This is a genomic window from Streptococcus sp. HMSC10A01 (assembly GCF_001807785.1).
Classification (GTDB): Bacteria; Bacillota; Bacilli; order Lactobacillales; family Streptococcaceae; genus Streptococcus; species Streptococcus gordonii.
Genome location: NZ_KV790967.1, coordinates 228,236 through 251,214, shown reverse-complemented (window position 1 = coordinate 251,214; position 22,979 = coordinate 228,236). Strand labels below are relative to the sequence as shown.

Here is a 22,979-nt window from a genome sequence, read left to right as displayed (position 1 = left end):
TGTTCGTCTTTTTGTTTGAAATAAAAATAATGTAAAAAGATCATTAAAAAAACGTTCATATTCACAAAGTATATTTATTCATAATGCTCATTTCACAAAGAAGCCAAACCTCTACAACAGCTATTTTTATGGTACAATAGGATTATCCCTACTCAAAGGAAGAGATATGAAAAAAATTATAGTACTTTTATTTACTTGTTTATTATGCAGCTTCTGTCCTCTTGTTTCCGCAGATGACTTTGATGTTGCCGCCAAAAATGCTATCGCTTTTGATGTAAATACTGGAAAAATTCTCTATGAAAAAGAGGCTACTAGCCCTGTACCAATCGGAAGTCTAACCAAACTGCTATCAGCCTATCTGGTCTATGACGCCATAAAAGCCGAAAAAATTACCATGGACAGCCAGGTAGAGATTTCCGAATATGCTCTAAAGCTGACAACTAATTATGATATCAGCAACCTCCCTCTAGACAAGGGAAGTTACTCTGTAGAAGAATTATTAGAAGCTTCTCTTATCGCTAATGCTAACAGCGCCACCATCGCCCTAGCTGAAAAAATTTCTGGAAGCGAAAAAAAGTTTGTCGATCTTATGAAAGCCAAACTAAAAGAATGGGGAATTTCTGATGCAAAAATTGTCAATTCAACTGGTTTAAACAACTCTCATCTCGGAGATAATATCTATCCTAATTCCAAAAAAGATGAAGAAAATCAGCTAAGCGCCTATGATATGGCCCTTATATCTTATCATCTCATTAAAGATTATCCGCAAGTTTTAAATATTACCGAAAAAACTAGCTTCAACTTTGACGGATTAGAAGTCAATAGTTCGAATTATATGTTAAAAGACATGCCTTCTTATCGCAAGGGGGTGGATGGATTAAAGATCGGAATCTCCGACCAAGGCGGCCTCTCCTTCATCGCTTCTGCTAACGAAAGAGATATGAGACTCATTACAGTCGTTTTAAATGTCGAAAATGCTGAAGAAGATTTAAAAGCTATTTTCCTAGCCACTGCCAGCATCATGGACTATATCACTAACAACTTCGTAGTGACTACACTAGCCGAAAAAGGATCACCTTACGAAGACAGTCACATTTCAGTCATTAACGGAAGCGAAGATCAAATCAAAGTTGTTGCATCAAATGATTTGAATATTATCCAGAGAATCGGGAGTGACTCAGAACCAAAAGTCACTTTCAAAAAAAATAAACAGGAGTTCAAGGCTCCTCTTGCAGCTCATACACCAATCGGAACTTTAAGCTACAAAGACACTGATTTAATTGGAAAGGGCTACTTAAAAGAACAACCCAGCATTACAATGGAAACCGGAAAGGAAGTTGCGCAAGGCTTTTTCTTGAAAGTCTGGTGGAATAACTTTGTAGAATATGTTAATAAAAAATTATAGAAACATCAGGAAGGAAAACTTCCTGATGTTTTTTTGAAGCACACACTTCATCCACACTAAAAAAGACTGAGATATTTTTATCCCAGTCTGGCTTTTTCATATTCAAAAGATACTTTAACAAAAAACCTAAATAGTCTTCTAAACCTAAGTTTCGAAACAAGAGGAACAATCTTTGTTGTAAAAATAATTTACTCTTGTTCCACAGGTTTTATCCAACCGACCCTTCCATTTCGTAGCTAATCAAGCGGTTCAGCTCAACAGCGTATTCCATAGGCAGTTCTTTGGTGAATGGCTCAACAAAGCCCATGACAATCATTTCTGTTGCTTCGGATTCGGACAAGCCACGGCTCATGAGATAGTAGAGCTGCTCTTCTGAAATCTTAGAAACTTTAGCCTCATGCTCCAGAGCCACCTGAGAGTTATGAATTTCATTAAAGGGAATAGTATCTGACGCCGAAAGATCATCCATAATAATCGTATCACACTCGATATGACTGACAGATTTCTTGGAATTTTTAGCAAAGGTTACCTGACCGCGGTAATCCACTTTACCCCCACCCTTAGCAATTGACTTAGAGACAATAGAGGAGCTAGTATGCGGAGCATTGTGAATCATCTTAGCACCTGTATCTTGGTGCTGATTGGTATTGGCAAAGGCAATGGAAAGCATGGTTCCACGCGCCCCAGGTCCATCCAGATAGACAGACGGATACTTCATAGTCGTTTTCGCACCGAGATTCCCGTCAATCCACTCAACTGTCGCATCTTTCATGGCCCGGGCTCGCTTGGTCACGAGGTTGTAGACATTATCTGACCAGTTTTGGATAGTTGTGTAGCGCATATAGGCACCATCTAGGGCAAAAATTTCGACAATCGCCGCATGCAAGCTATTGCTAGAATAAGTCGGAGCAGTACACCCTTCAACATAATGAACACTAGCACCCTCATCGACGATGATCAAAGTTCGCTCAAACTGACCAGAATTCTCATTGTTAATTCGGAAGTAGGTTTGTAGCGGAATATCCACTTTGACACCTTTTGGAACATAGATGAAGGTACCACCAGACCAGACAGCAGAGTTGAGGGCCGCCAACTTATTATCTGTTGGAGGAACCAGCTTAGCAAAATACTGCTTGAAAAGCTCAGGGTATTCCTTAAGAGCTGAGTCGGTATCCGTAAAGACAATTCCTAGCTTTTGGAACTCTTCTTTCATATTGTGGTAGACCACTTCAGACTCATACTGGGCTGCCGCACCAGCCAGATAAGCTCGCTCCGCTTCTGGAATCCCAATCTTCTCAAAGGTTTCCTTAATCTTCTCAGGCACTTCATCCCAGCTTCTAGCCGGCTTATCAGACGCCTTTTGATAGTAAATCAAGTCATCAAAATTAATTTCTGACAAATCCGGACCCCAAGTCTGCATAGGCATCTTCTTGAAAGCCTCGTAGGATTTGAGGCGGAAATCCAGCATCCATTCTGGTTCATCCTTGGCTGCAGAAAGCTCGCGAATGACAGCTTCATTCAGCCCTTTTCCTGTCGAGAGGACAGGTTCAACATCGTCATGGAAACCAAACTTGTATTCACCGAGATCAATCGGTTTTGGTTCTACTCTTTCTTCTGACATAATTTCCTTTCGCATTCTTATTTTTTATCTTCTTCAATTGCTCGCTTGAGGGCATTCCAACCCAAAGTTGAACATTTAATTCGTTGAGGGAATTTGGCCACGCCTGCCAAAAAGGCTCCATCTCCCAGCTCATCTTGACGCGGATCTACTTGACCTTGGACCATTTCTGAAAAGATTTGAGCAAGTTCTAATGCCTGCTCTTTTGTCTTGCCCAGCACCGCATCCGTCATCATGCTGGCCGAAGCCGTTGAGATGGTACAGCCAGAATTCACAAAGGCAATATCTTCAATCTGATTTTCAGCATTAAACTTCACAGACAAGCTGATAACATCACCACAGGTTGGATTATTGAGGACTACCTGCTCTGCATCTTCCAGCTTACCATGATGATGGGGGTGAGCCGAGTGGTCCGTCACAACCGCCTTGTAAAGACTGTCTAACTTAGAAAGCGCCATTGAAAAACTCCTTTGTCTTTTCCAAAGCATCTACCAGCTTGTCACAATCTGCATAGGTATTGTAGATATAAAAGCTAGCCCGCACAGTCGCTGGCACCTGCAGATAGGTGAGTAGGGGCTGGGCACAATGGTGACCCGCCCGAACAGCCACTCCTTCGTAGTCCAAAGCTGTTGCGACATCATGCGGATGGAGACCATCCAGGTTAAAGGCAATCACGCCTGAGCGCTGGGCCAAATCTTGAGAACCATAAATGGTCAAACCTTCCACTGCCTGCAGCTTAGGAAATACGTAGGCAATCAGGTCCTGCTCATGCTGGGCAATGGCATCCATACCCAAGTCTTCCAAATAATCAATAGCCGCCGCAAGACTGATTGCTCCTGCCATATTTGGAGTGCCGGCCTCAAACTTCCAAGGAAGCTCCTTCCATGTTGCTTCTTGCTCATAGACGAAATCAATCATTTCGCCGCCGAACTCAACTGGCGACATCTGCTCTAGCAATTCTTCCTTGCCATAGAGAACGCCGATACCCGTCGGACCTGCCATCTTATGCCCTGAAAAGGCGAAAAAGTCCGCATCCAAATCCTGCACATCAATCTTCATGTGCGGAATGGATTGAGCCCCATCTACCACCAAAAGCGCTCCTTGCTGATGAACCAACTGGGCAATCTCCTTGATGGGATTGATAACCCCAAGGACGTTAGAAGCATGAGCCAGAGAGACAAACTTTGTCCGCTCATTGAGCTTGGCACGGAAATCTTCCATATCCAGAGCACCATTTTTGAGATAGACATAGACCAGCTTGGCTCCAGTCTTCCTACAAGCTTCCTGCCAGGGAATGACATTGGAATGGTGCTCCATAATCGAAATCAGCACTTCATCACCAGGTTGCAGCCTTTCAGCCGCAAACCGAGCCACCCAATTGAGACTCGTCGTGGTTCCTCGTGTAAAGAGGACTTCTCTGCTAGAAGCTGCATTGATAAAAGAACGAACTCTTTCTCTGGCTGCTTCATAAGCTGTCGTCGCCCGCTCGGCCAGCGTATGCACACCACGGTGGACGTTGGCATTGTCTCTAAGATAGTAGTTCTCGATAGCCGCTAGCACCCGCGTGGGTTTCTGGGTTGTCGCCGCATTGTCCAAATAAACCAAAGGCTCATCATTGACAATTTGGTCCAAAATGGGAAAATCTTGCTTGATTGCTTCTGCATTAAATCCAGACATAAAGACTCCTATCTACTACACGGGCCAAGGCCCAGCTTTTTATCTTTTTGCGAGAATAATATCGATATTTTCAATCATTTCATCACGGACTTCCTTAACAGGGATTTCTACAATCACTGAGCCTAAGAAACCACGTACGACCAAGCGCTCTGCTGTCGCCTTATCAAGACCCCGACTCATGAGGTAATACATATCTTCTGGATCCACCTGGCCGATAGAAGCTGCGTGACCAGCCGTCACATCGTTCTCGTCAATCAAGAGAATTGGATTAGCATCTGATCGTGCTTGGTCAGACAGCATGAGAACCCGGCTTTCCTGCTGGGCGTCTGCTCCCTTAGCGCCTTTGATAATATGGCCGATACCATTGAAGGTCAGAGTCCCTTTTTCCAGGATAACCCCGTGCTGCAGGATATTTCCGATAGAGTTGCAGCCATAGTTAGTTACGCGGGTATCAATCCCTTGAACCTGCTTACCACTTGAGAGAGCCACCACCTTCATATCCGCATGACTACCCTTGCCATAGAGGTCACTATCAAAGTCCGCTACGACATTGCCTTCGTTCATAACACCGATAGCCCAGTCAATCATAGCGTCGTTGTCCAGCTTACCACGACGACTGATATAAGCCGTTACATTTTCGCCCAAACGATCAATAGCCGAAAACTTAATCTGAGCACCAGCCTGAGCAATGACTTCTACTGTGATATTAGCTGTTGCAGGAACAGATCCTTCACCGTAAGTTTCCAAGCGTTCCAAGTAGTTAACCTTAGAATGTTTGCCTGCAATAATTAAAATATGCTTGTTAAAAGGAACATCGCTTTCGCTATCCTGATAAAAAATTCCTTCAATTGGCTGGTCAATCTCAACATTGTCAGGTACATAAAGAACCGCGCCACTATTGAAATAAGCCGTATGGTAAGCCGCCAATTTGTCCTCGTCATACTTAACCGCAGACATTAAATGCTTCTCTACCAGCTCTGGAATCTCTTCCAAGGCAGAGTGGAAATCTGTAAAAACAACCCCTTGCTCTGCCAAGTCAGCTGGCAATTGCTCAAGGACTGTTTGAGTCCCCATTTGGATAAACTTGAGATTATCTCCTAGAGCAGTGAAATCTGGAACATTTGTCAATGGATCGCTCTCTGAAATACGGCCATCGCCCAGATTCCAACGGTGAAATTTAACCCGCTCAATAATGGGCAAATCCAGTTGATCAATCTTGTCAAAAGCCTTCTGACGGAGACTAGCCAACCATTCCGGCTCAGCGTGCAACTGTGAAAATTCTTGAATTAATTCTTTAGTCATGTCATTCTCCTATCTTTTATCAAAGTCAAAAGAGTGTTTGACTAAACTTCTTCCTTGTAGTTGAAGCCCAATTCTTCAGCCAACTTAGCATAACCTTCTTTTTCCAAGCGTACTGCCAATTCAGGACCGCCAGAAAGAACAACCTTACCTTCCATCATAACATGAACTTTATCTGGAGTAATGTAGTTAAGCAGACGTTGGTAGTGGGTGATAATCATAGCACCAAAACCTTCACCGCGCATAGCGTTAACCCCTTTAGACACAACCTTAAGAGCATCAATATCAAGCCCTGAGTCAATCTCATCTAAAAGCGCAAAAGTTGGCTCTAACATAAGTAACTGTAGGATTTCATTGCGTTTCTTTTCTCCACCAGAGAATCCTTCATTGAGATAGCGCTCAGCCATTTCTTCTTTCATGTTGAGCAATTCCATCTTTTCGTCTAGCTTCATGATAAAATCACGGACAGAGATTTTTTCTTCGTCTTCTTTGCCAGCATTCATAGCTGCACGGAGAAACTCGGCATTAGTAATACCTGGAATTTCACTAGGGTACTGCATTGCAAGAAAGAGACCCATACGAGCACGCTCGTCTACTTCCAATTCTAGAATATTAACTCCGTCAAAGAGGATTTCTCCTTGGGTAACTTCGTAATTGGGATTCCCCATAATAGCAGCAGAAAGAGTGGATTTACCTGTACCATTTGGTCCCATGATAGCAGCCACTTCTCCTGTTTTCAAGGTAAGGTTAACCCCCTTGAGAATTTCTTTTCCTTCAATCTCAACATGAAGATCTTTGATTTCTAATACAGACATTGCGTCCATTCCTTTCTTTATCGTATTCCACTCATTAGTATAGCAAAAAAAAGCCCAAAAGGCTTTTATTTTGATTAGAATTGTTCTTATTTATGTTCTTTATTCTTCCAACGTCGACGCACTTCTTCTCTATAAGAAGAGTTTCCAATATACCGCATAATTTTTAAAAGCGGTGTACGGTTTGGTCCTAAAATTTCAATCAATTCAGCAAGCAACTCTACTCCAAAAAGCAAACCAATAACCAGAAGTACACCACCAACTCGACTTGAAATATTGAGCAATAGAGAGATTGTGGCAAAAATCAACGAAATCCCATAAATCACCAAAACCGTTCCTCTATGAGTCAAGCCCAAAGAAAGTAAACGGTGATGCAAGTGGTTGCGGTCAGGCTGATAGAATTTTTGACCAGATAAAGTCCGGCGGACAATCGCCAAGAAAGTATCCGCAATCGGCACACCTAAAATAATCATAGGCGTCACCACAGCAACAGCTGTTGCATTTTTCAAACCTTGTAAGGACAGAACCGAAATCATAAACCCAATAAAGAGGGCCCCAGTATCTCCACCGTATATAATCGCTGGATGGTAATTATAAGGGAAGAAGCCTGCAATCGAAGCTACTAAGACAAAAATTGTCAGGGTTAAGAATAAGTTATGGTCAGGCAGGAAGAAATAAGATACAACTCCCATTGTCAGCAAGGAGATTATTGATACACCGCTAACCAAACCATCTAACCCATCCATAAGATTCACCGCATTTGTAATAGATACAATCCAAATCAAGGTTAAAATAAAGGATAACCAAGGAGGGAAAAAGAGATGAGGACCACCGAAAGGAATTTTAAAGTCATTTAAGCGAAAATCCGTCAAGAGCCAAATCAAAGAAGCAGCAACAACAATTCCAAGTAGCTTAGGTAAAGGAGACAACTCTTTTACATCGTCAATCAGACCTGTTAAGGCTACCACTCCACCTCCTAGGACAACTGGCCAAATATAATCGAAATAAGTTTCTCCACGAAAAGTGACCTGCACAATAGTTGGCATCATGATTAAACTTGTGATAGAAAAAGCTATAACGACCGCTAGGCCACCTGCACTAGGCATAGGCTTTTTATTAATTCGTCGGGCATTGGGATAGTCAACTGCATCAATTTTAAAGGCCAAAATACGAACCAAAGGCGTCAACAAGATACCGATAAAAAAGGTGCCCAGCAAGACCATAATAAATTTCAAAGGAAATGTAACCATCAGCAGTTTACCTTTTGAAGATGTTGCACAGCATCTGTTACAATCAACAAGTGACCATGCTCTTGAAGAAGGGCTCTCGTCGTATCTGTGTCCTCAGCATGTTCACGCATTGCTGCCAGAAGCCAGGCAGGATAACGACTCGGACGACCTTCAATATCCACTAGAATAGTCAAATAATAGTGCTGATCCATTTTGTATAGCTCTGATGTATCAACTGGATAGTGGATAGTCTTGGTGAAAGCGATCAGATTTTTCAAGTCAGAAAAACGCAAGATATAATAAATATAGCGATCTTGTTCTTGCCCTTCCTCTGGCTCAGATGCATCTTCCTCTTCTGCTTTTTCCAGCATTTGAACAGCATCTATATCTTCACGGCTTTTTTCAAAGATATTTTTTTCAAGCGTCTTTAGAAATTCATCCGGAGTCATTTGAGACAGTTCGTCCATATCAGGCAAGTCAGCCAAATCTTCAAAATTCAAATTTTTATCTACTTTAGATTTTGTGACAAAAACATCTAATTTGTCTGGCTTTGGAGTCACCCGAAAACTCAACATTCCACTATCTAGAAAACTTTCTGGCATTTCGAGTTCATCTAAAATGGTATAGAAAAATTCCTCCGTCTTTTCCTGAGGAACCAGAAAATCTGCCATCTCCATGCCGTGCTCTTCTAGATCTTCTAATTTAATTGTGATCTTAATTGTTGATTCACTAATTTGCTTCACTTCCATTGTTCTACCTCGTACATACTAGTCCTTCCATTATACTAAATTCCCCTATGTTTTTCAAAGGTTAAAGTCAGTCTTCTTCTTGATTTCAAAAGAAAAGAGCTGGTATCCCAACTCTTTCAGTTTATTTTGCAAATAGGGCCTTAAAAACCCAATAAACAAGCAATAAAGTGCCTAGGCCAATCCGATATTTACCAAACACGGTAAAATCATGTTTTTTAACATAATCTGTCAAGAATCGAATGACATACATACTTACCCCAAAGGCCACAATCATAGCCACCAGCAAGAGAGTCAATTGACCCAAATCAAGACTATTTCCTTTTAGGATAAACTTCAGAACCTTAATACCACTAGCCCCAAACATAACTGGGATTCCTAAGAAAAAGGTAAATTCTGTCACAACAGAACGACTAGTTCCATTTAAAAGACCACCAACAATAGTTGCTCCTGACCGACTAGTCCCTGGAAAGAGGGACAAAACTTGGAAGAAACCTATGTAGAGAGCTGTTTTGTAAGGAAGCTTCTCTATATTCGTCACAGTTGGCTCTACTTCCTGATTACGTCGTTCTATAAGAATGAAGGCAATCCCATAAATAATCAGCATAATTGCTACAGAAACAAAATTATGGAAATTCTTTTCAAACCAGTTATCAAGTGGAATTCCTATTATAACTGCTGGCAAGGAAGCCACTACTACTTTAGCCCAGAGTTGCCATGTTTTCTGAACTTGGCGGGGGGTTTTATCCGGTTTAAAAGGATTGAGCTTATCAAAATAAATGAAGACAACAGCTAAGATAGCCCCCAGCTGGATAACCACGTTGAACATTTCCATAAAAGCAGCATTTTGCTTTTGGTAATGAATAAACTCTTGAACCAGAATCAGGTGTCCAGTACTAGAAATGGGCAACCATTCTGTAATCCCTTCGATAATTCCAAAAATAACGGACTTTATAATCTCAATGAAGAACATCTTTTCTCCTAAATTTACTTTTATACTTTAAAAATTATAAAAAACATCGATAAAAAATTCAATTAAAAACTGTGTCACTGGGGAATTTCTAGAAGGAGCCTCCGCCCCCTCCGCCTCCTCCACCAGAGAAGCCACCACCATCAAAACCGCCTGAATCACTTCCACTTGATATGGAGAAAGTACTTGCTGAACTGGCGGTTTGAACATAGGAATTTAGCAGGTCAACACCACCCGCAAAATGAAGACTTTGATCCGTCAAAACAAATCTTTCTAGCTCTTCATTTTCTAGATGAATATCTTGGACTTTCATCACCTTGCTGACTCGTTTTGCATAACCAAAAAGAGTAGCGTAGACCAACAGACGATTCCAAAGGATCACACCCTCAACTTCTGTTTTATCAAATTTAGCAATATCGCGAAGCATATTGGCAAAACTCCGCCACTCCACCACTTCATCAATGTAATCCTCATTCAGGAGATTATCGCTACGTTTGGTCACAAAAGCATTCAAAGGAATTCCAATAATCAAGACCAGCAAAAATCCCAAAGAATATTGCCAAAAGAACTCCCTAAATAGGAAACCAAATCCAATTAAAGAAAACATTAGTAGCAGAAAAACCAAGAGATAGAGCAAGCAACCACGATTCCTCATTTTTTCTTCTTCCTTGTTTAGACTACGAAAATGCGGATGCAAGCCCAGTCTTTGTTCTTCTTCTTTTATATCATTTGATAATTTGCGTAAATCTTTGATAAAACGATATCTTTTATCGCTCCCTTCCTTACGAACCTCAGCCTCGTCGTCCTTATCCTTAACTCCTTTGAGAATTTTTTTGTCAATCTGATAGGCAGAAAACATCGTGTCTGGTTCAACGGAGCTCTTATCACCGAATACCATCTCCACAAAAGTCAACTCAAAACCTGCCATCCCTTCATAATCCACAATCTCTAAGCGATGAGATTGTCCCTCTGTCACATATTTGAGATTTCCTCTATCTACCAGATCAAGTAAGGTCGCCTGAATTAAGTTAGAAAATAATAGGCGCCCCTTTTTGCCTTGCACAGGCCCTACCTTTTCGATATCTACATCATAGATATTTAGAGCTACTAGCATGGGTGGAAGATCTTGTGGAACTTCATAAAGTCGAGCCTGATCTGAAAAGCTTGTTTTTTGACGAGTCACCTTAAAATACCGAATCAAATAGTATATAGAAATCACAAAAATAACTAAGAAAACCACCGGAAGTATCTTGTAAACTAGATTCTGATAAAAGACCGTTTTTCGGACAATGTCCTGCTCCTGTTTTTCAAAACTATCCCGTCTATTTGTAATACCACCGTCATTGGTTAATGATTGACTAAAAAGCGACCGATCCCAGATACCATGAAGTTCAAAATGGTGTTTAGCTCCTAAAGAATCCAAAGTTACTTCAAAACCATTTTCAATTCTCTTTACTTCTGGATCTTTTTTGAAAAAACCAGTATGAGCAACCAAGCGAGCACTAGAATCCGGCTGAGAGGTGACCACAAATGAGACATGATCCATCCCAACCTCCCAGTCAGAAATTGGAATCCAATTTAACTCAGCTACATCCGGATACAGAAAAAGAAGGTTTTTTAATTGCCAAGTAATTTTGATTTTAACTCGGTCCCCACTATTTCCAGAATTATATATCTTGAGCTTTTTCCCGTCTTCAATCGGTACTTCCTCAATACTTTGCGGTTCCTTAGTTTTGCCATTCGTCTCAATTTCTACCACAGGGTTAGATTCTATTTCAAAATTCGAGGGCACCTTTCCCGCCTGCCCTAGGGTAATGTATTGACCGTTGTAGGGATCATCATAGACATAGGTCACTTCTTCGATAAAAGTTGCTGTATTGTCTTGATGGACTTCCAATCTCCCATTGTATTGTTCAATTCGACTGTCAATTTCAGCCGCCTTACCCCTAAAAGGTATCAGTAAAGTCACCAAAAACAAGATGGATATAATGAATAGTAATCTTTTTTTCACGTATATTCTCCATTCTATTCCTTCAACATCATCACTAGCACTTCCCTCGGAAGCTTCTTCAATATACAAAAAGTAGCCTGCTAATTCTATTTTCCCTCATGCAGATTCAGGAGTTGTTATTGAAATAAAGCTAGAAATTTAGCGTTCCTACTGTTCACATTAGCATTGATCCTCCGGCTTCATTTTCATCTCATTATATCATTTTTTTCGTAGAGAGACTTTATAAGATTGAAAAGAAGGGCATTTTCTTGTACAATAGAAAGAACTTACTTTTTAATATGATAGATAGGAGAACCCATGAAAAAGATATTTTTTAGCATCTTATCTTTGATTCTGCTGACCTTTGGCGCTAGCCAGATTGTTCAGGCGGATGAATATCTTCGAATCGGAATGGAGGCGGCTTATGCCCCCTTTAACTGGACCCAAGACGATGATTCAAACGGTGCTGTCAAAATAGATGGCACCAACCAATATGCCAATGGCTACGATGTTCAAGTTGCAAAAAAAATCGCTAAGGAACTTGGAAAAAAGCCCCTTATTGTTAAAACATCTTGGAATGGATTAATTCCCGCTTTGACCTCTGGAAAGATCGATATGATTATTGCAGGTATGAGCCCAACTGAAGAGAGAAAGAAAGAAATTGCCTTTTCTAACAGTTACTATACCAGCGAACCAGTTGTTCTTGTACAAAAAAATGGAGCATATGCCCAAGCCAAAACACTGGATGATTTTAAGGGAGCTAAAATCACCTCCCAACAAGGAGTTTACCTCTACAATCTGATTTCGCAACTCAAGGGAGCTAAACAAGAAACTGCAATGGGGGATTTCGCTCAAATGCGCCAAGCCCTCGAATCTGGAGTGATAGATGGCTACATCTCTGAACGTCCAGAAGCTTTGACAGCAGAAGCAGCCAATTCATCCTTTAAGATGATTCAATTCAAAAAAGGCTTCGAGGTTGGAAAAGAAGATGCTTCCATCGCAATTGGGATGCAAAAAGACGATCAGCGGATGGCAAAAGTCAATGAAGCGATCTCTAAAATTAGCTCACAAGACCAAGTGAAGTTAATGGATGAGATGATCAAGAAACAGCCCGTAGAAAAATCATCTGCCAAAGAAAAACAAGACTTTTTTAAAGAAGTCACAAAAATTTGGCAAGAAAATTGGCCTCAATTTCTTCGAGGTGCGGGCTTAACTTTACTCATTTCTATCACAGGAACCATCACAGGTTTATTGATTGGACTTCTAATTGGAGTTTTCCGTACGGCCCCAACATCAAAAAATAAAGCTCTTGCAATTTTACAAAAACTATTTGGCTGGTTCCTAAACGTCTACATCGAAATCTTCCGTGGTACACCGATGATTGTTCAATCCATGGTCATCTACTACGGTTCTGCCCAAGCATTTGGTATTTCAATCGACAGAACAATTGCTGCTATTTTTATCGTTTCCATTAACACCGGTGCGTATATGAGTGAGATCGTACGTGGAGGAATTTTCGCCGTTGATAAAGGACAATTTGAAGCTGCTACTGCTCTTGGCATGACCCACGGACAAACCATGAGAAAAATCGTGTTACCACAAGTCATTCGCAACATTCTCCCAGCTACAGGGAATGAATTTGTCATCAATATTAAAGATACTTCCGTACTGAATGTTATTTCTGTAGTAGAGCTCTACTTCTCTGGAAATACCATAGCGACTCAAACCTACAAGTATTTCCAAACCTTCACCATCATCGCCATTATATACTTTGTTCTGACATTTACAGTAACCCGAATCCTTCGTTACGTTGAGCATCGTTTTGATACTGATAGCTACACCACCGGAGCCAATCAAATGCAGACGGGAGAATTGAAACCATGACAGAAACAATTTTAGAAATCAAACACTTGAAAAAGTCCTACGGTGAAAATCAAGTCCTAAAAGATATTTCACTCACCGTTCGCAAGGGAGAAGTTATTTCCATTATCGGAAGCTCTGGAAGTGGGAAATCAACCTTCCTTCGCTCTATCAATTTACTTGAAATACCTAGCGCTGGAGAAATCATTTACAAAGGTCAAAATGTCCTTGAACCAAATTATGATTTAACGCACTATCGTGAAAAACTAGGAATGGTTTTCCAATCTTTCAATCTATTTGAAAATCTAAATGTCTTAGAAAATACAATCGTTGCCCAAACAACTGTCCTCAAACGCGAACGATCTGAAGCGGAGAAGATTGCCAAAGAAAACCTTGAAAAAGTAGGCATGGGCGAACAATACTGGAAAGCCAAGCCTAAACAATTGTCAGGTGGTCAAAAGCAGCGTGTCGCTATCGCTCGCGCCTTATCCATGAATCCAGATGCTATTCTCTTTGATGAACCGACCTCTGCCTTGGACCCTGAAATGGTTGGCGAAGGTTTAAAGATCATGAAAGAATTGGCTCATGAAGGCCTAACCATGATCGTCGTTACCCATGAAATGGAATTTGCTCGAGATGTCTCGCATCGAATCATCTTTATGGACAAGGGAGTTATTGCTGAAGAAGGTAAACCTGAAATTATCTTCACTCAGCCAAAGGAAGAACGTACCAGAGAATTCCTTCAACGCTATCTTAAATGATCTAAAAAAATACCTAATAAGTTCTAACTTAACGACCAACTAAAAAACACAGAATGGTAGATATTCATTCTGTGTTTTTATTCATTTTTAAATCAAACTATTTAACTTTCAAATAACTTGCATTTTGAATGTCTAGTTTAAAGACAAAGCCATTCATTTTTAGACTTATTGGATAATTCCTCCAAACTTTTATCTACAAACAAACACATGCCCCTAAAAACAACTATAGAAAAATGTTTGTTATTGTGTAAATAAACAAAGGAGTAGGCTATGCCTACTCCTTATTTATCTTCATACTTATCGTGGTTTTTATCATAAAAGTCAATCAAACTAAGAGCTGTTTCAAATGAGATATTTTTAACTTGAGCACGACCTTGAGCTAGAGCAATAATAGACATTTCGCGGGCTGTTGTCTCTTTACTGATACGGTAACCTGTTAATTTTTTTTCACGAACCCAACCTACGACTGCTTCTACTTTTTCAAAACTTGTTTTTGCCATTTCGTTCTCCTATCTAATTATTATCGATATTTAATTCTAAAGCTTTTTAGTTGATTTGTCAATAAGAACAAGATAGTAAACGGAAATTAAATATTTCAGAATATTCTGAGAACTTTTACTTAGCTTTTAAGGCAGATAAAATTTGAGTCCTAATACTCTCAACTCCATCAGGATTTGCTGGCAGGAAGATTGTATTATTTCCCTGTTTATCTGCAAAATTATTCAGTGTATCAAGGTATTGGTTGGTCAACAAAATAGACATAATCTGTTCTTCCGTCAACTCTACATTAGCACCCTTCAACTCTTTAATAGAATCTGCCAAACCATCAACAATAGCCTTCCGTTGCTCAGCTATACCAACCCCGTGTAGACGATCTTTTTCAGCTTCAGCCTCAGCAGCAGTAACGATTTTGATCTTGTCTGCTTCAGCCAATTCTTGAGCAGCGACACGCTTTCTTTGAGCAGCATTGATTTCATTCATGGACTGCTTAACTTCTGCATCTGGTTCAACTTTTGTAATCAATGTTTTAACGATGATGTATCCATAAGTAGACATTTCTTCAGCCACTTGTTTTTGAACTTCAAGTGCGATTTCATCTTTCTTTTCAAAGAGCTCATCGAGGGTCAATTTAGGAACAGAAGAACGCAAAGCGTCTTCAATATATGACTTAATTTGTGACTCAGGACGCATCAGCTTGTAATAGGCATCTGTAACGTTATTTTCATTTACTCGATACTGTGTCGCAACATTCATCGTAACAAATACATTATCTTGCGTTTTTGTTTCAACGACGATATCACTTTGTAACAAACGTAATTGAACACGCGCTGCAATTTTGTCAATTCCAAAAGGAATACGGAAGTTCATACCACTTGAACTTGTCTTTTGGTAGCGACCAAAGCGTTCAATAATGGCAACGGATTGTTGTCTAACAACATAAATGGAACTTATTAGCAATAAAATAGCTAAAAAGATGACAACTAATAGAATAACAATTCCCATAATGTGTTTCTCCTTTTTGATTCAAAGGTTTTTAAACTGTCTTGAAACGGCTTGAACTCTACCTTTTAAATCATGTTTTTATAGAATGTATTATAGCATAAGGCAAAAACGAGAGCAAAGAAAAATCAACAAAAAAGAAAAATATTTTCAAAGTGATTTGGAAATTCTCTTCCTTTTTATTGTTAAAAAGAAAAGACTTTTTTCTTCAACAAAAAATCCTGTCAGCTATTCTTTGAACTTACAGGATTAGAGGATTCAACCTATTTACTTTTAGATATATGTCTATGACAAGGTTCAATATCAAAAGGCTATTCATCTGACACCTTCTTTTTTAACCGAGATCTTATAACCAACCTTTCTCTTGCCCGATTCGGACTGCTTCTGTTCGATTTTCAGCATCTAGCTTGGTCAAAATAGCCGACATATAGTTACGAACCGTTCCATTTGACAGGTAGAGTTTTTCAGCAATTTCTTTATTGGACAGGCCAGTCGCCGCAGCTTGCAGGACTAGCCTCTCCTGCTGAGAGAGAGGATTCCTACTGGTCATTAGCACCTCCATCAATTCCGGCGAATATTCCTTTTGCCCATCTAGAACGGTATGGATGGTCTTCATCAAATCCGCAATGCTGCGCTCTTTGAGCACATAGGCATCTACATCCGCCTTAACAGCTCGCTCAAAGTAGCCCGGTCGCTTGAAGGTTGTGACGATGATGACCTTGATGTTGGGGCGATTTTCCTTGACCCATTCGAGAACATCCAGTCCAGTTTTGTTGGGCATTTCCACATCCAAAACTGCTACATCAAGATTTTCTGACTTGAGACAATCGATAGCTTTCTGCCCATCCTCTGCCTGATAGACTTCTTCAACATCTGGCTGCAACTGCAAGAGCTGAGCTAGAGCATCTCTCAGCATACTTTGATCTTCTGCTAACAAAAGTTTCATGCTTCCTTCCCTCCGTATGGTAATTCTATTCGAACTTGTGTCGGGTTCTTACTGCTAAGAATCTCGACCCTTCCTGACATAGTAACTAATCGCTCTCGAATGCTATGCAACTCCTGACCAGTTAGTTTTTGAAAACCATAACCATCATCTCGAATGTCCAAAACAAGTTTGTCGTCTTTCTTCACTAAAGAAAACCAGCTCTTTTTAGCTTGGGCATGCTTAATGATATTGGTCGCCGCCTCCAGTAAGATCATACTAATCGTTGACTGCTGACTCGGTGGAATACTAGCAACATTGAGTTGATTATCTATTTCTACCTGAATACCGCTCATCTCAAGCATAGCTCGAATGGTTACTAGTTCTTCATCCAGAGTTCGCTCCTTTAGATTATTTATAATCCGTCGAACATCAGCCATAGACTTCTTACTAATCTCTTGCACTTCCTGCAGTTCTTTTGCTGCCTTATCGTAAGCTTCCATCTGTAAAAACTGTTGAGCCAGCTCCGCTTTAACACTGAGCATGGCAAAGGTGTGTCCTAGACTATCATGTAAGTCTCGACCAATCCGATTGCGCTCATTTTCTGCCAGAAAAAGATTCAGTTGGGCATTTTGCTTGACCTTTTCTTCCTTGATTCGCTCCGTCATCTGAATCCGATGGAGACCAAAGGTCAAACCATCCGAAAAGAGAAAGGTTACAACAAAGAAAAGCAACTCCGCTGGACCAACATGACCCATCAAGTAATTAGTCATCACAATAATGGGCTGCAAGGCGATAAAGGTCAGAAAGCGCCAGGATTTAAAAGAAATATCATCCAGTTCGTAGATAAGCAGATTAGATAGATAAAAAATATACCAGGTAAAACCTGTATTTAGCCAGACAGAACCATAATATATGTAAGCAACTAAGAGCCACCAAGAAAAAAACTGGATAAGGCGATGGTTGCTCAACAAGACCGCATAGTAAGCAGCAACAAAAATAGCTGTCCAAAACAAGAGGAAAAGCGGGTATTCCCCGCTAATCACTCCCGCAACTGGAAAGATGATAAAGACCAGCGCAATATGAAACATATAGTGGACTTGTTTAAGTTTTTCCCACATGGTTTTATTTTACCTCAATTCGCTTTTTAAGTTGTAACACAAGAATGCTGACCAAAACCGTATAAATCAGAACAATCAAAGCTGCCTTGCCATTAAACTGATGGTGTTCTAGATAAGAAGACACGACCTGCATCAGTTGATAACTTGGTGTCAACTTACCAATTGGCTGGAGCCATTTTGGAAACATAGTCAGAGGGAACCATAGACCTCCTAGAACAGCCAGTGCCATATAGACGATATTGCCCACTACAGACATGAGCTGAGCACTTGGCAAGAGACTGACCAATACCCCCATGGCAATAAAGACCACACTTCCTACCAGAAGGATCAAGGCAATAAGAAGCCAGTCCACCATTGGTAGATTAACCCCGCGAACAAAATGCCCAATTGAGAAAACTACAATGATAGAAAGCATAAAAGTCAACAGCGTACTGCAAAGTTTTGATATATAGTATTTTACCATAGAAATTGGAGAGTGCTGAATCATTTTTTGCCAGTTATTATTTTTATCAGACTGTAAAGTGCTTGGAATGCTAAAGAAGGCACTAGACATGATACTAAAAAGAGTCATAGAGAAGAGGTAGCCTCGAAGCACAGGTTCAGGCGTATCACTTCCAGACATCATTCCTGAGAAAATCAGGTAAAAGACGCTGGGCAGACCAATAGACAAGAGATAATAAGCTGCCTGCCGCTTCATTAAAATCAACTCAACCTTCATAAGACTTGCCATATTTTTCATGATTACTCTCCTATTCTTGTGTCGTTTCAAAAATACTATCCAAGAGGGTACGGTTACGTACTTCAATCTCTTCGATTGTACAGCCGTGTTCCTGCAGGACTTGCCATACTTGACCAGCATCTCTAGTCGCAAAAGATAAAGCCTTTTGCTTGATTTCTAAATCAGTCACATTATCCAGTTTTTCCAGCACAGACTGATAAGTCAGTGGCAAGGTAAAGTGTTTTTCCTGCTCCTCACTGCGCATGGCATAAGGCGTTGTGTCCCGAATCAACTCACCCTTGTGCAGCACCAAAATCCGATCTGCCGTATGCTCGACTTCTTCGATATAGTGAGAGGAGTAGACGATGGTCACTCCCTGCTGCTTGAGCTGATTAACAATTTCCCAGAAATGCTGACGAGTGGAGGTGTCCATAGCAGAAGTCGGTTCGTCCAAGAACAGAATCTTAGGACGGCCAATCAGACTCAGAACAAAAGAGAAGAGACGTTTTTGTCCGCCAGACAGCTTACTAGCCAACTGATTCTTTTGCTTGTCTGTAAATTGCAACAAATCATCAATTTCTTGATTGGATAAACTATTTGGATAAATTGCTTGGAAGAACGTCAAAAGTTCCTTGACCTTCAAATCCTCCACCACTGTATTTTCTTGTGGTAAAATTGCTACCGACTGCTTGAGATGATTATCAGTTGGTTTGAGTCCCTGAATCCGTGCTTCACCTGCTGTCAGAAACTTATCGCCCAGCAAACAATCCATGAGGGTCGTTTTCCCTGCTCCGTTGGGACCAATCAAGGCCACACAGTCACCTTGAGAGATTTCAAACGTAATATCCTTTAAAATCTCCTTGCCGTGAATGCTTTTTGAAAGCTTCTTTACTTCAATCAGTTCCATTTTGCTCCTCCTTTGATAACCTCATCTGCATCTTTCCTTTATTTTTCCAAAGCCGGAATAAGAATAAAGACCAAACACTTTTTGAATTTTTACAGCAACCTTTTATCATGTTGTTAACTATATTATAAGGCAAAGAGATTTTTCCTACTAGTTGATTTTGTCACTAGCTGATATGACAAATGTCATGACATAAAAAAAGACCGGAAATTTTCCGATCTTCTTTTTTTATGTATAAATTAGCAAGAAAAGTTATTCTACACTAAAGAGGTATGGATAAACCGGTTGATTTCCTTGATGGATTTCAACTTCTAAATCTTCATATTTCTCCATCAAGTCTTGAGCCAGGTTATTGGCCAAGTCTTCATCTCCTTCTTCACCAATGTAGATTGTAACAATTTCGCTGTCCTCATCTAGCATCTTTTCAAAGGTTTGAGTCAAGGTCGCAAACATATCTGGATTAGATACGACAATTTTTCCATCAACCATTCCTAGATTGTCATTTTCATGAATCTCAAGTCCATCAATCGTTGTATCACGGACAGCAGTCGTCACACTACCACTAACAACATCTGACAGAGAAGCTGTCATACGATCATGATTTTCTTCAATTGATTTACTTTCGTCAAAAGCAAGTAAGCTTGTCAAACCTTGTGGAATTGTACGCGTTTCGATGACAGCTGCTGGTTGTTCCAAGACTTCTGCAGCTGACTGGGCAGCCATGAAAATATTCTTATTATTTGGCAAGATAATGATATTGCGAGCATTGACCTGCTCAACAGCCTTGATGAAATCTTCTGTTGACGGATTCATCGTTTGACCACCAGAGATAATGTAGTCAACACCTTGCGCCTTAAAGATTTCTGCTAGTCCATCACCCGCTACGACGGCAATGATGGCATATTCTTTTTCTTGAGCTGGTTTTGCTGCATTTTCTTCTTTTTCAACTTGAGCTTCATGCTGGTTCCGCATGTTGTCCACTTTCACCTTGACTAGGCTACCATACTTAAGTCCTTCTTGCATAACAAGGCCTGGATCTTCTGTATGGACATGGACTTTTACAATTTCATCATCATTAACGACCAACAAAGAGTCTCCAAGCTCGTTTAGGTAGTTGCGGAATTCATCATAGTCAAAGTCTTTTACATAAGTTGGGCCTTGCTTCAAAGCAACCATAATTTCTGTACAATAGCCAAACTTAATGTCTTCTGTCGCAACATGACCTGCAACAGACTTGTGGTGCTCCGCATTGATCATTTCGCTCATGGTAGCAGGGGTTGCCTGAAAGTCCTCAGAAGCAATGTACTCACCAGTCAAAGCAGACAAGAAACCTTCATAAATGAAAACCAAACCTTGACCACCTGAGTCCACAACACCAACTTCTTTTAAAACTGGTAACATGTCTGGAGTTTTAGCCAAAGCGGTCTTAGCACCTTCAAGCGCTGCCTTCATAACTTCAACAGCATCATCTGATTCTTCTGCTTTTTTCTTGGCTCCGATTGCTGCACCACGAGAAACCGTCAAAATAGTTCCTTCAACTGGCTTCATGACAGCCTTATATGCAACTTCTACACCTGCCTGAAAAGCATGCGCCAAATCATGTCCGTCTAATTCCTCTTTTTCTTTCACACTTTGTGAAAAACCACGGAAGAGCTGAGAAGTAATAACCCCAGAGTTACCACGAGCACCCATCAAGAGGCCTTTGGCAAAAATACTAGCTACTTCACCCACTGAAGAAGCAGATTTACTAGAAACTTCCTTTGCACCATTTTCAATAGTCATTCCCATATTGGTCCCTGTGTCACCATCTGGAACAGGAAAGACATTTAAAGAATTCACATATTCGGCTTGTTTATTCAGACGAGTTGATGCTGCCTGCACCATTTCTTGAAATAAACTAGTTGTAATATTTGTCACGATTATTCTCCTACGACCTTGATATTTTGAATATATACATTCACTGTTTGTGCTGTGATGCCTAGTTGATTTTCTAAGCTAAATTTCACGCGCTCTTGAATGTTTTTTGAAACTTCACTAATCTTTGTTCCATAACTAAGTACTGCAAAAACATCAACTGCAATGCTTCCTTCTTCTGTGGTTCTTACAACAACACCTTTTGCGTAATTCTCTTTACCTAAAAGAGCTTGGAAGTTGTCTTTAATTGCATTTTTGCTAGCCATACCTACTACGCCAAAAATCTCAGTCGCTGCTCCGCCAACAATTGTTGCAATGACGTCATCAGTCAGCTCGATTTGGCCATCTTTTGTATTGATTTTTACAGTCATGACATGTACCTCGATAGTTTTTATAGTTTATTTTACCATATTTTAGACAGGCTGTAAAAGAGAAGGGCGGGAATAACTTAGAAAATCAACAATTAACATAGCAAAATACATCCAAACTTTTCTCTTTTACAATTCCAAAGAAAAAGAGCCTGATAGGCTCCTTTACCTTATTAATTAAACGCGTTCAACTTTACCTGATTTAAGGGCACGAGCTGAAGCCCAAACTTTTTTAGGTTTACCGTCGATCAAAACAGTAACTTTTTGAAGATTTGGTTTAACAGCGCGTTTTGTTTGGTTCATCGCGTGAGAGCGGTTGTTTCCTGATACAGTCTTACGACCAGTAAAGTAACATACTTTAGCCATTATCGTGTTTCCTCCTATTAGATCTAATATTACGGATGTGCTAGCACCACATACCTTCCTATATTACCAAAAAACTTGACGTTTGACAAGTACATTTCTCCAAACTTTCGAAATTAATCCGTTTTCTTAAATATATATAATCTTTAAAGAACCAAAAGCAACGTCTCCTCTGACATATAAAGTCTTTTCTTTCTCGTTGACATTGCGAGGATTAGTAACAGAACCAAAGGCGTTATCCACCTCAATTTCTACTCGCCACTTACTTGGAACATACAGAGTCACGTTACCAAAAGATAAGTCTACCTCGAAGGTTGCAGACTCTCCCAAAATAGTCGCATTATCAAAGTATACGGAAGCACTGCCAAAAGAACAATCTATTTTTTCATATGTGAAATTCTCTGAATGAATATAGCGTGTCCCAGTTCCAAATGCTATTTCACCTTCTTTAGTAGACAATGCTTTTTCCTTCCAAAAACGACTAGACGGCCAAATCGTCTTAGGTTTTAGAATCAAGCTTAAACCAATACAAGCTAAAATACTAGCAGCAAACAAGGTCCCACTCGAAATTTGCAAGAAGTGATAGTGACTATTTGCGATGACTAAAGCAATGTAACCAAATATAAAACCAGCAGCCATATTTCGCTTCACAAAATTCTCAATTGAAAAATAAGCAAAGCCGGCAATCACTGCAAGAGTCCAAATATTAATATTCAAATAAGGAAATCCAAACTGCCCTTGGAATAAAACCAATGCTGCTAGTCCAAGGAAGAGAATTCCAATCAATGTTTTTTTCATGAAA

General features: G+C 40.2%; 22 protein-coding genes. 3 read left to right on the top strand and 19 right to left on the bottom strand.

Annotation, left to right across the window (positions count from 1 at the left end; genetic code table 11):
* Window positions 1–166 precede the first annotated feature (166 nt).
* On the top strand, window positions 167–1,405 hold the full coding sequence (gene pbp3, locus HMPREF3108_RS04585; RefSeq protein ID WP_070493463.1) for a D-alanyl-D-alanine carboxypeptidase PBP3: 1,239 nt from the start codon (window positions 167–169) through the stop codon (window positions 1,403–1,405).
* A gap of 208 nt (window positions 1,406–1,613) precedes the next feature.
* Here the strand turns inward: pbp3 and sufB are convergent, their stop codons facing one another.
* From sufB to HMPREF3108_RS04535, 9 genes are all read right to left on the bottom strand, one after another.
* Window positions 1,614–3,026, bottom strand: coding sequence for a Fe-S cluster assembly protein SufB (sufB, locus tag HMPREF3108_RS04575; protein ID WP_008809630.1), 1,413 nt, complete (start codon window positions 3,024–3,026; stop codon window positions 1,614–1,616).
* Between the two features lie 17 nt (window positions 3,027–3,043).
* Entirely contained in the window at window positions 3,044–3,481 is a 438-nt protein-coding gene (gene sufU / locus HMPREF3108_RS04570) for a Fe-S cluster assembly sulfur transfer protein SufU (RefSeq protein WP_048777839.1), read from the bottom strand.
* Window positions 3,468–4,700, bottom strand: a complete 1,233-nt coding sequence (locus HMPREF3108_RS04565) for a cysteine desulfurase (RefSeq protein WP_048777836.1) — start codon at window positions 4,698–4,700, stop codon at window positions 3,468–3,470. Before HMPREF3108_RS04565 ends, sufU begins: the two co-directional genes overlap by 14 nt.
* Window positions 4,701–4,739: 39 nt before the next feature.
* A complete protein-coding gene (gene sufD / locus HMPREF3108_RS04560; RefSeq protein ID WP_048777834.1) occupies window positions 4,740–6,002 on the bottom strand; it encodes a Fe-S cluster assembly protein SufD in 1,263 nt (420 codons plus the stop codon).
* 41 nt (window positions 6,003–6,043) lie between these two features.
* Window positions 6,044–6,814: a Fe-S cluster assembly ATPase SufC gene (gene sufC, locus HMPREF3108_RS04555; protein ID WP_008809634.1), complete on the bottom strand. Its 771-nt coding sequence runs from the start codon at window positions 6,812–6,814 to the stop codon at window positions 6,044–6,046.
* Window positions 6,815–6,900: 86 nt separating this feature from the next.
* On the bottom strand, window positions 6,901–8,067 hold the full coding sequence (locus HMPREF3108_RS04550; RefSeq protein WP_008809635.1) for a glycosyltransferase family 4 protein: 1,167 nt from the start codon (window positions 8,065–8,067) through the stop codon (window positions 6,901–6,903).
* A complete protein-coding gene (gene mecA, locus HMPREF3108_RS04545; RefSeq protein WP_008809636.1) occupies window positions 8,061–8,789 on the bottom strand; it encodes an adaptor protein MecA in 729 nt (242 codons plus the stop codon). Before mecA ends, HMPREF3108_RS04550 begins: the two co-directional genes overlap by 7 nt.
* A 121-nt stretch (window positions 8,790–8,910) precedes the next feature.
* Window positions 8,911–9,759, bottom strand: a complete 849-nt coding sequence (locus tag HMPREF3108_RS04540) for an undecaprenyl-diphosphate phosphatase (RefSeq protein ID WP_008809637.1) — start codon at window positions 9,757–9,759, stop codon at window positions 8,911–8,913.
* Between the two features lie 88 nt (window positions 9,760–9,847).
* Entirely contained in the window at window positions 9,848–11,767 is a 1,920-nt protein-coding gene (locus tag HMPREF3108_RS04535; RefSeq protein WP_048777831.1) for a DUF2207 domain-containing protein, read from the bottom strand.
* Window positions 11,768–12,064: 297 nt separating this feature from the next.
* On the opposite strand from HMPREF3108_RS04535, the gene HMPREF3108_RS04530 reads away from it, so the two are divergent.
* Entirely contained in the window at window positions 12,065–13,630 is a 1,566-nt protein-coding gene (locus tag HMPREF3108_RS04530) for an ABC transporter substrate-binding protein/permease (RefSeq protein WP_048777829.1), read from the top strand.
* Entirely contained in the window at window positions 13,627–14,367 is a 741-nt protein-coding gene (locus tag HMPREF3108_RS04525) for an amino acid ABC transporter ATP-binding protein (RefSeq protein ID WP_070493457.1), read from the top strand. The genes HMPREF3108_RS04530 and HMPREF3108_RS04525 overlap by 4 nt, the downstream gene beginning before the upstream one ends.
* Window positions 14,368–14,648: 281 nt before the next feature.
* On the opposite strand, the gene HMPREF3108_RS04520 is transcribed toward HMPREF3108_RS04525, so the two are convergent.
* The 10 genes from HMPREF3108_RS04520 to HMPREF3108_RS04475 form a co-directional block, all read right to left on the bottom strand.
* A complete protein-coding gene (locus tag HMPREF3108_RS04520) occupies window positions 14,649–14,867 on the bottom strand; it encodes a capsule biosynthesis transcriptional regulator (RefSeq protein WP_008809641.1) in 219 nt (72 codons plus the stop codon).
* Window positions 14,868–14,982: 115 nt separating this feature from the next.
* Entirely contained in the window at window positions 14,983–15,870 is an 888-nt protein-coding gene (locus tag HMPREF3108_RS04515) for an SPFH domain-containing protein (protein WP_008809642.1), read from the bottom strand.
* Between the two features lie 343 nt (window positions 15,871–16,213).
* The gene (locus tag HMPREF3108_RS04510; RefSeq protein ID WP_070493454.1) at window positions 16,214–16,813 is read right to left on the bottom strand and encodes a response regulator transcription factor; all 600 of its coding nucleotides are present in this window, start codon (window positions 16,811–16,813) and stop codon (window positions 16,214–16,216) included.
* Window positions 16,810–17,910, bottom strand: coding sequence for a sensor histidine kinase (locus tag HMPREF3108_RS04505; protein ID WP_045773601.1), 1,101 nt, complete (start codon window positions 17,908–17,910; stop codon window positions 16,810–16,812). The genes HMPREF3108_RS04510 and HMPREF3108_RS04505 overlap by 4 nt, the downstream gene beginning before the upstream one ends.
* 4 nt (window positions 17,911–17,914) lie before the next feature.
* Window positions 17,915–18,649 carry an ABC transporter permease gene (locus HMPREF3108_RS04500; RefSeq protein ID WP_045773600.1) on the bottom strand — a complete coding sequence of 245 codons (735 nt, stop codon included), beginning with the start codon at window positions 18,647–18,649 and terminating at the stop codon, window positions 17,915–17,917.
* Between the two features lie 10 nt (window positions 18,650–18,659).
* Entirely contained in the window at window positions 18,660–19,535 is an 876-nt protein-coding gene (locus HMPREF3108_RS04495; protein ID WP_070493451.1) for an ABC transporter ATP-binding protein, read from the bottom strand.
* 249 nt (window positions 19,536–19,784) lie between these two features.
* Window positions 19,785–21,449 carry a DAK2 domain-containing protein gene (locus HMPREF3108_RS04490; protein WP_070493449.1) on the bottom strand — a complete coding sequence of 555 codons (1,665 nt, stop codon included), beginning with the start codon at window positions 21,447–21,449 and terminating at the stop codon, window positions 19,785–19,787.
* A gap of 2 nt (window positions 21,450–21,451) precedes the next feature.
* On the bottom strand, window positions 21,452–21,817 hold the full coding sequence (locus HMPREF3108_RS04485) for an Asp23/Gls24 family envelope stress response protein (RefSeq protein WP_012130778.1): 366 nt from the start codon (window positions 21,815–21,817) through the stop codon (window positions 21,452–21,454).
* Between the two features lie 174 nt (window positions 21,818–21,991).
* Complete coding sequence (rpmB, locus tag HMPREF3108_RS04480) at window positions 21,992–22,180, bottom strand: 50S ribosomal protein L28 (RefSeq protein ID WP_001140948.1); 189 nt, start codon at window positions 22,178–22,180, stop codon at window positions 21,992–21,994.
* 126 nt (window positions 22,181–22,306) lie between these two features.
* Window positions 22,307–22,975 carry a membrane protein gene (locus tag HMPREF3108_RS04475; RefSeq protein WP_048777812.1) on the bottom strand — a complete coding sequence of 223 codons (669 nt, stop codon included), beginning with the start codon at window positions 22,973–22,975 and terminating at the stop codon, window positions 22,307–22,309.
* Window positions 22,976–22,979 lie beyond the last annotated feature (4 nt).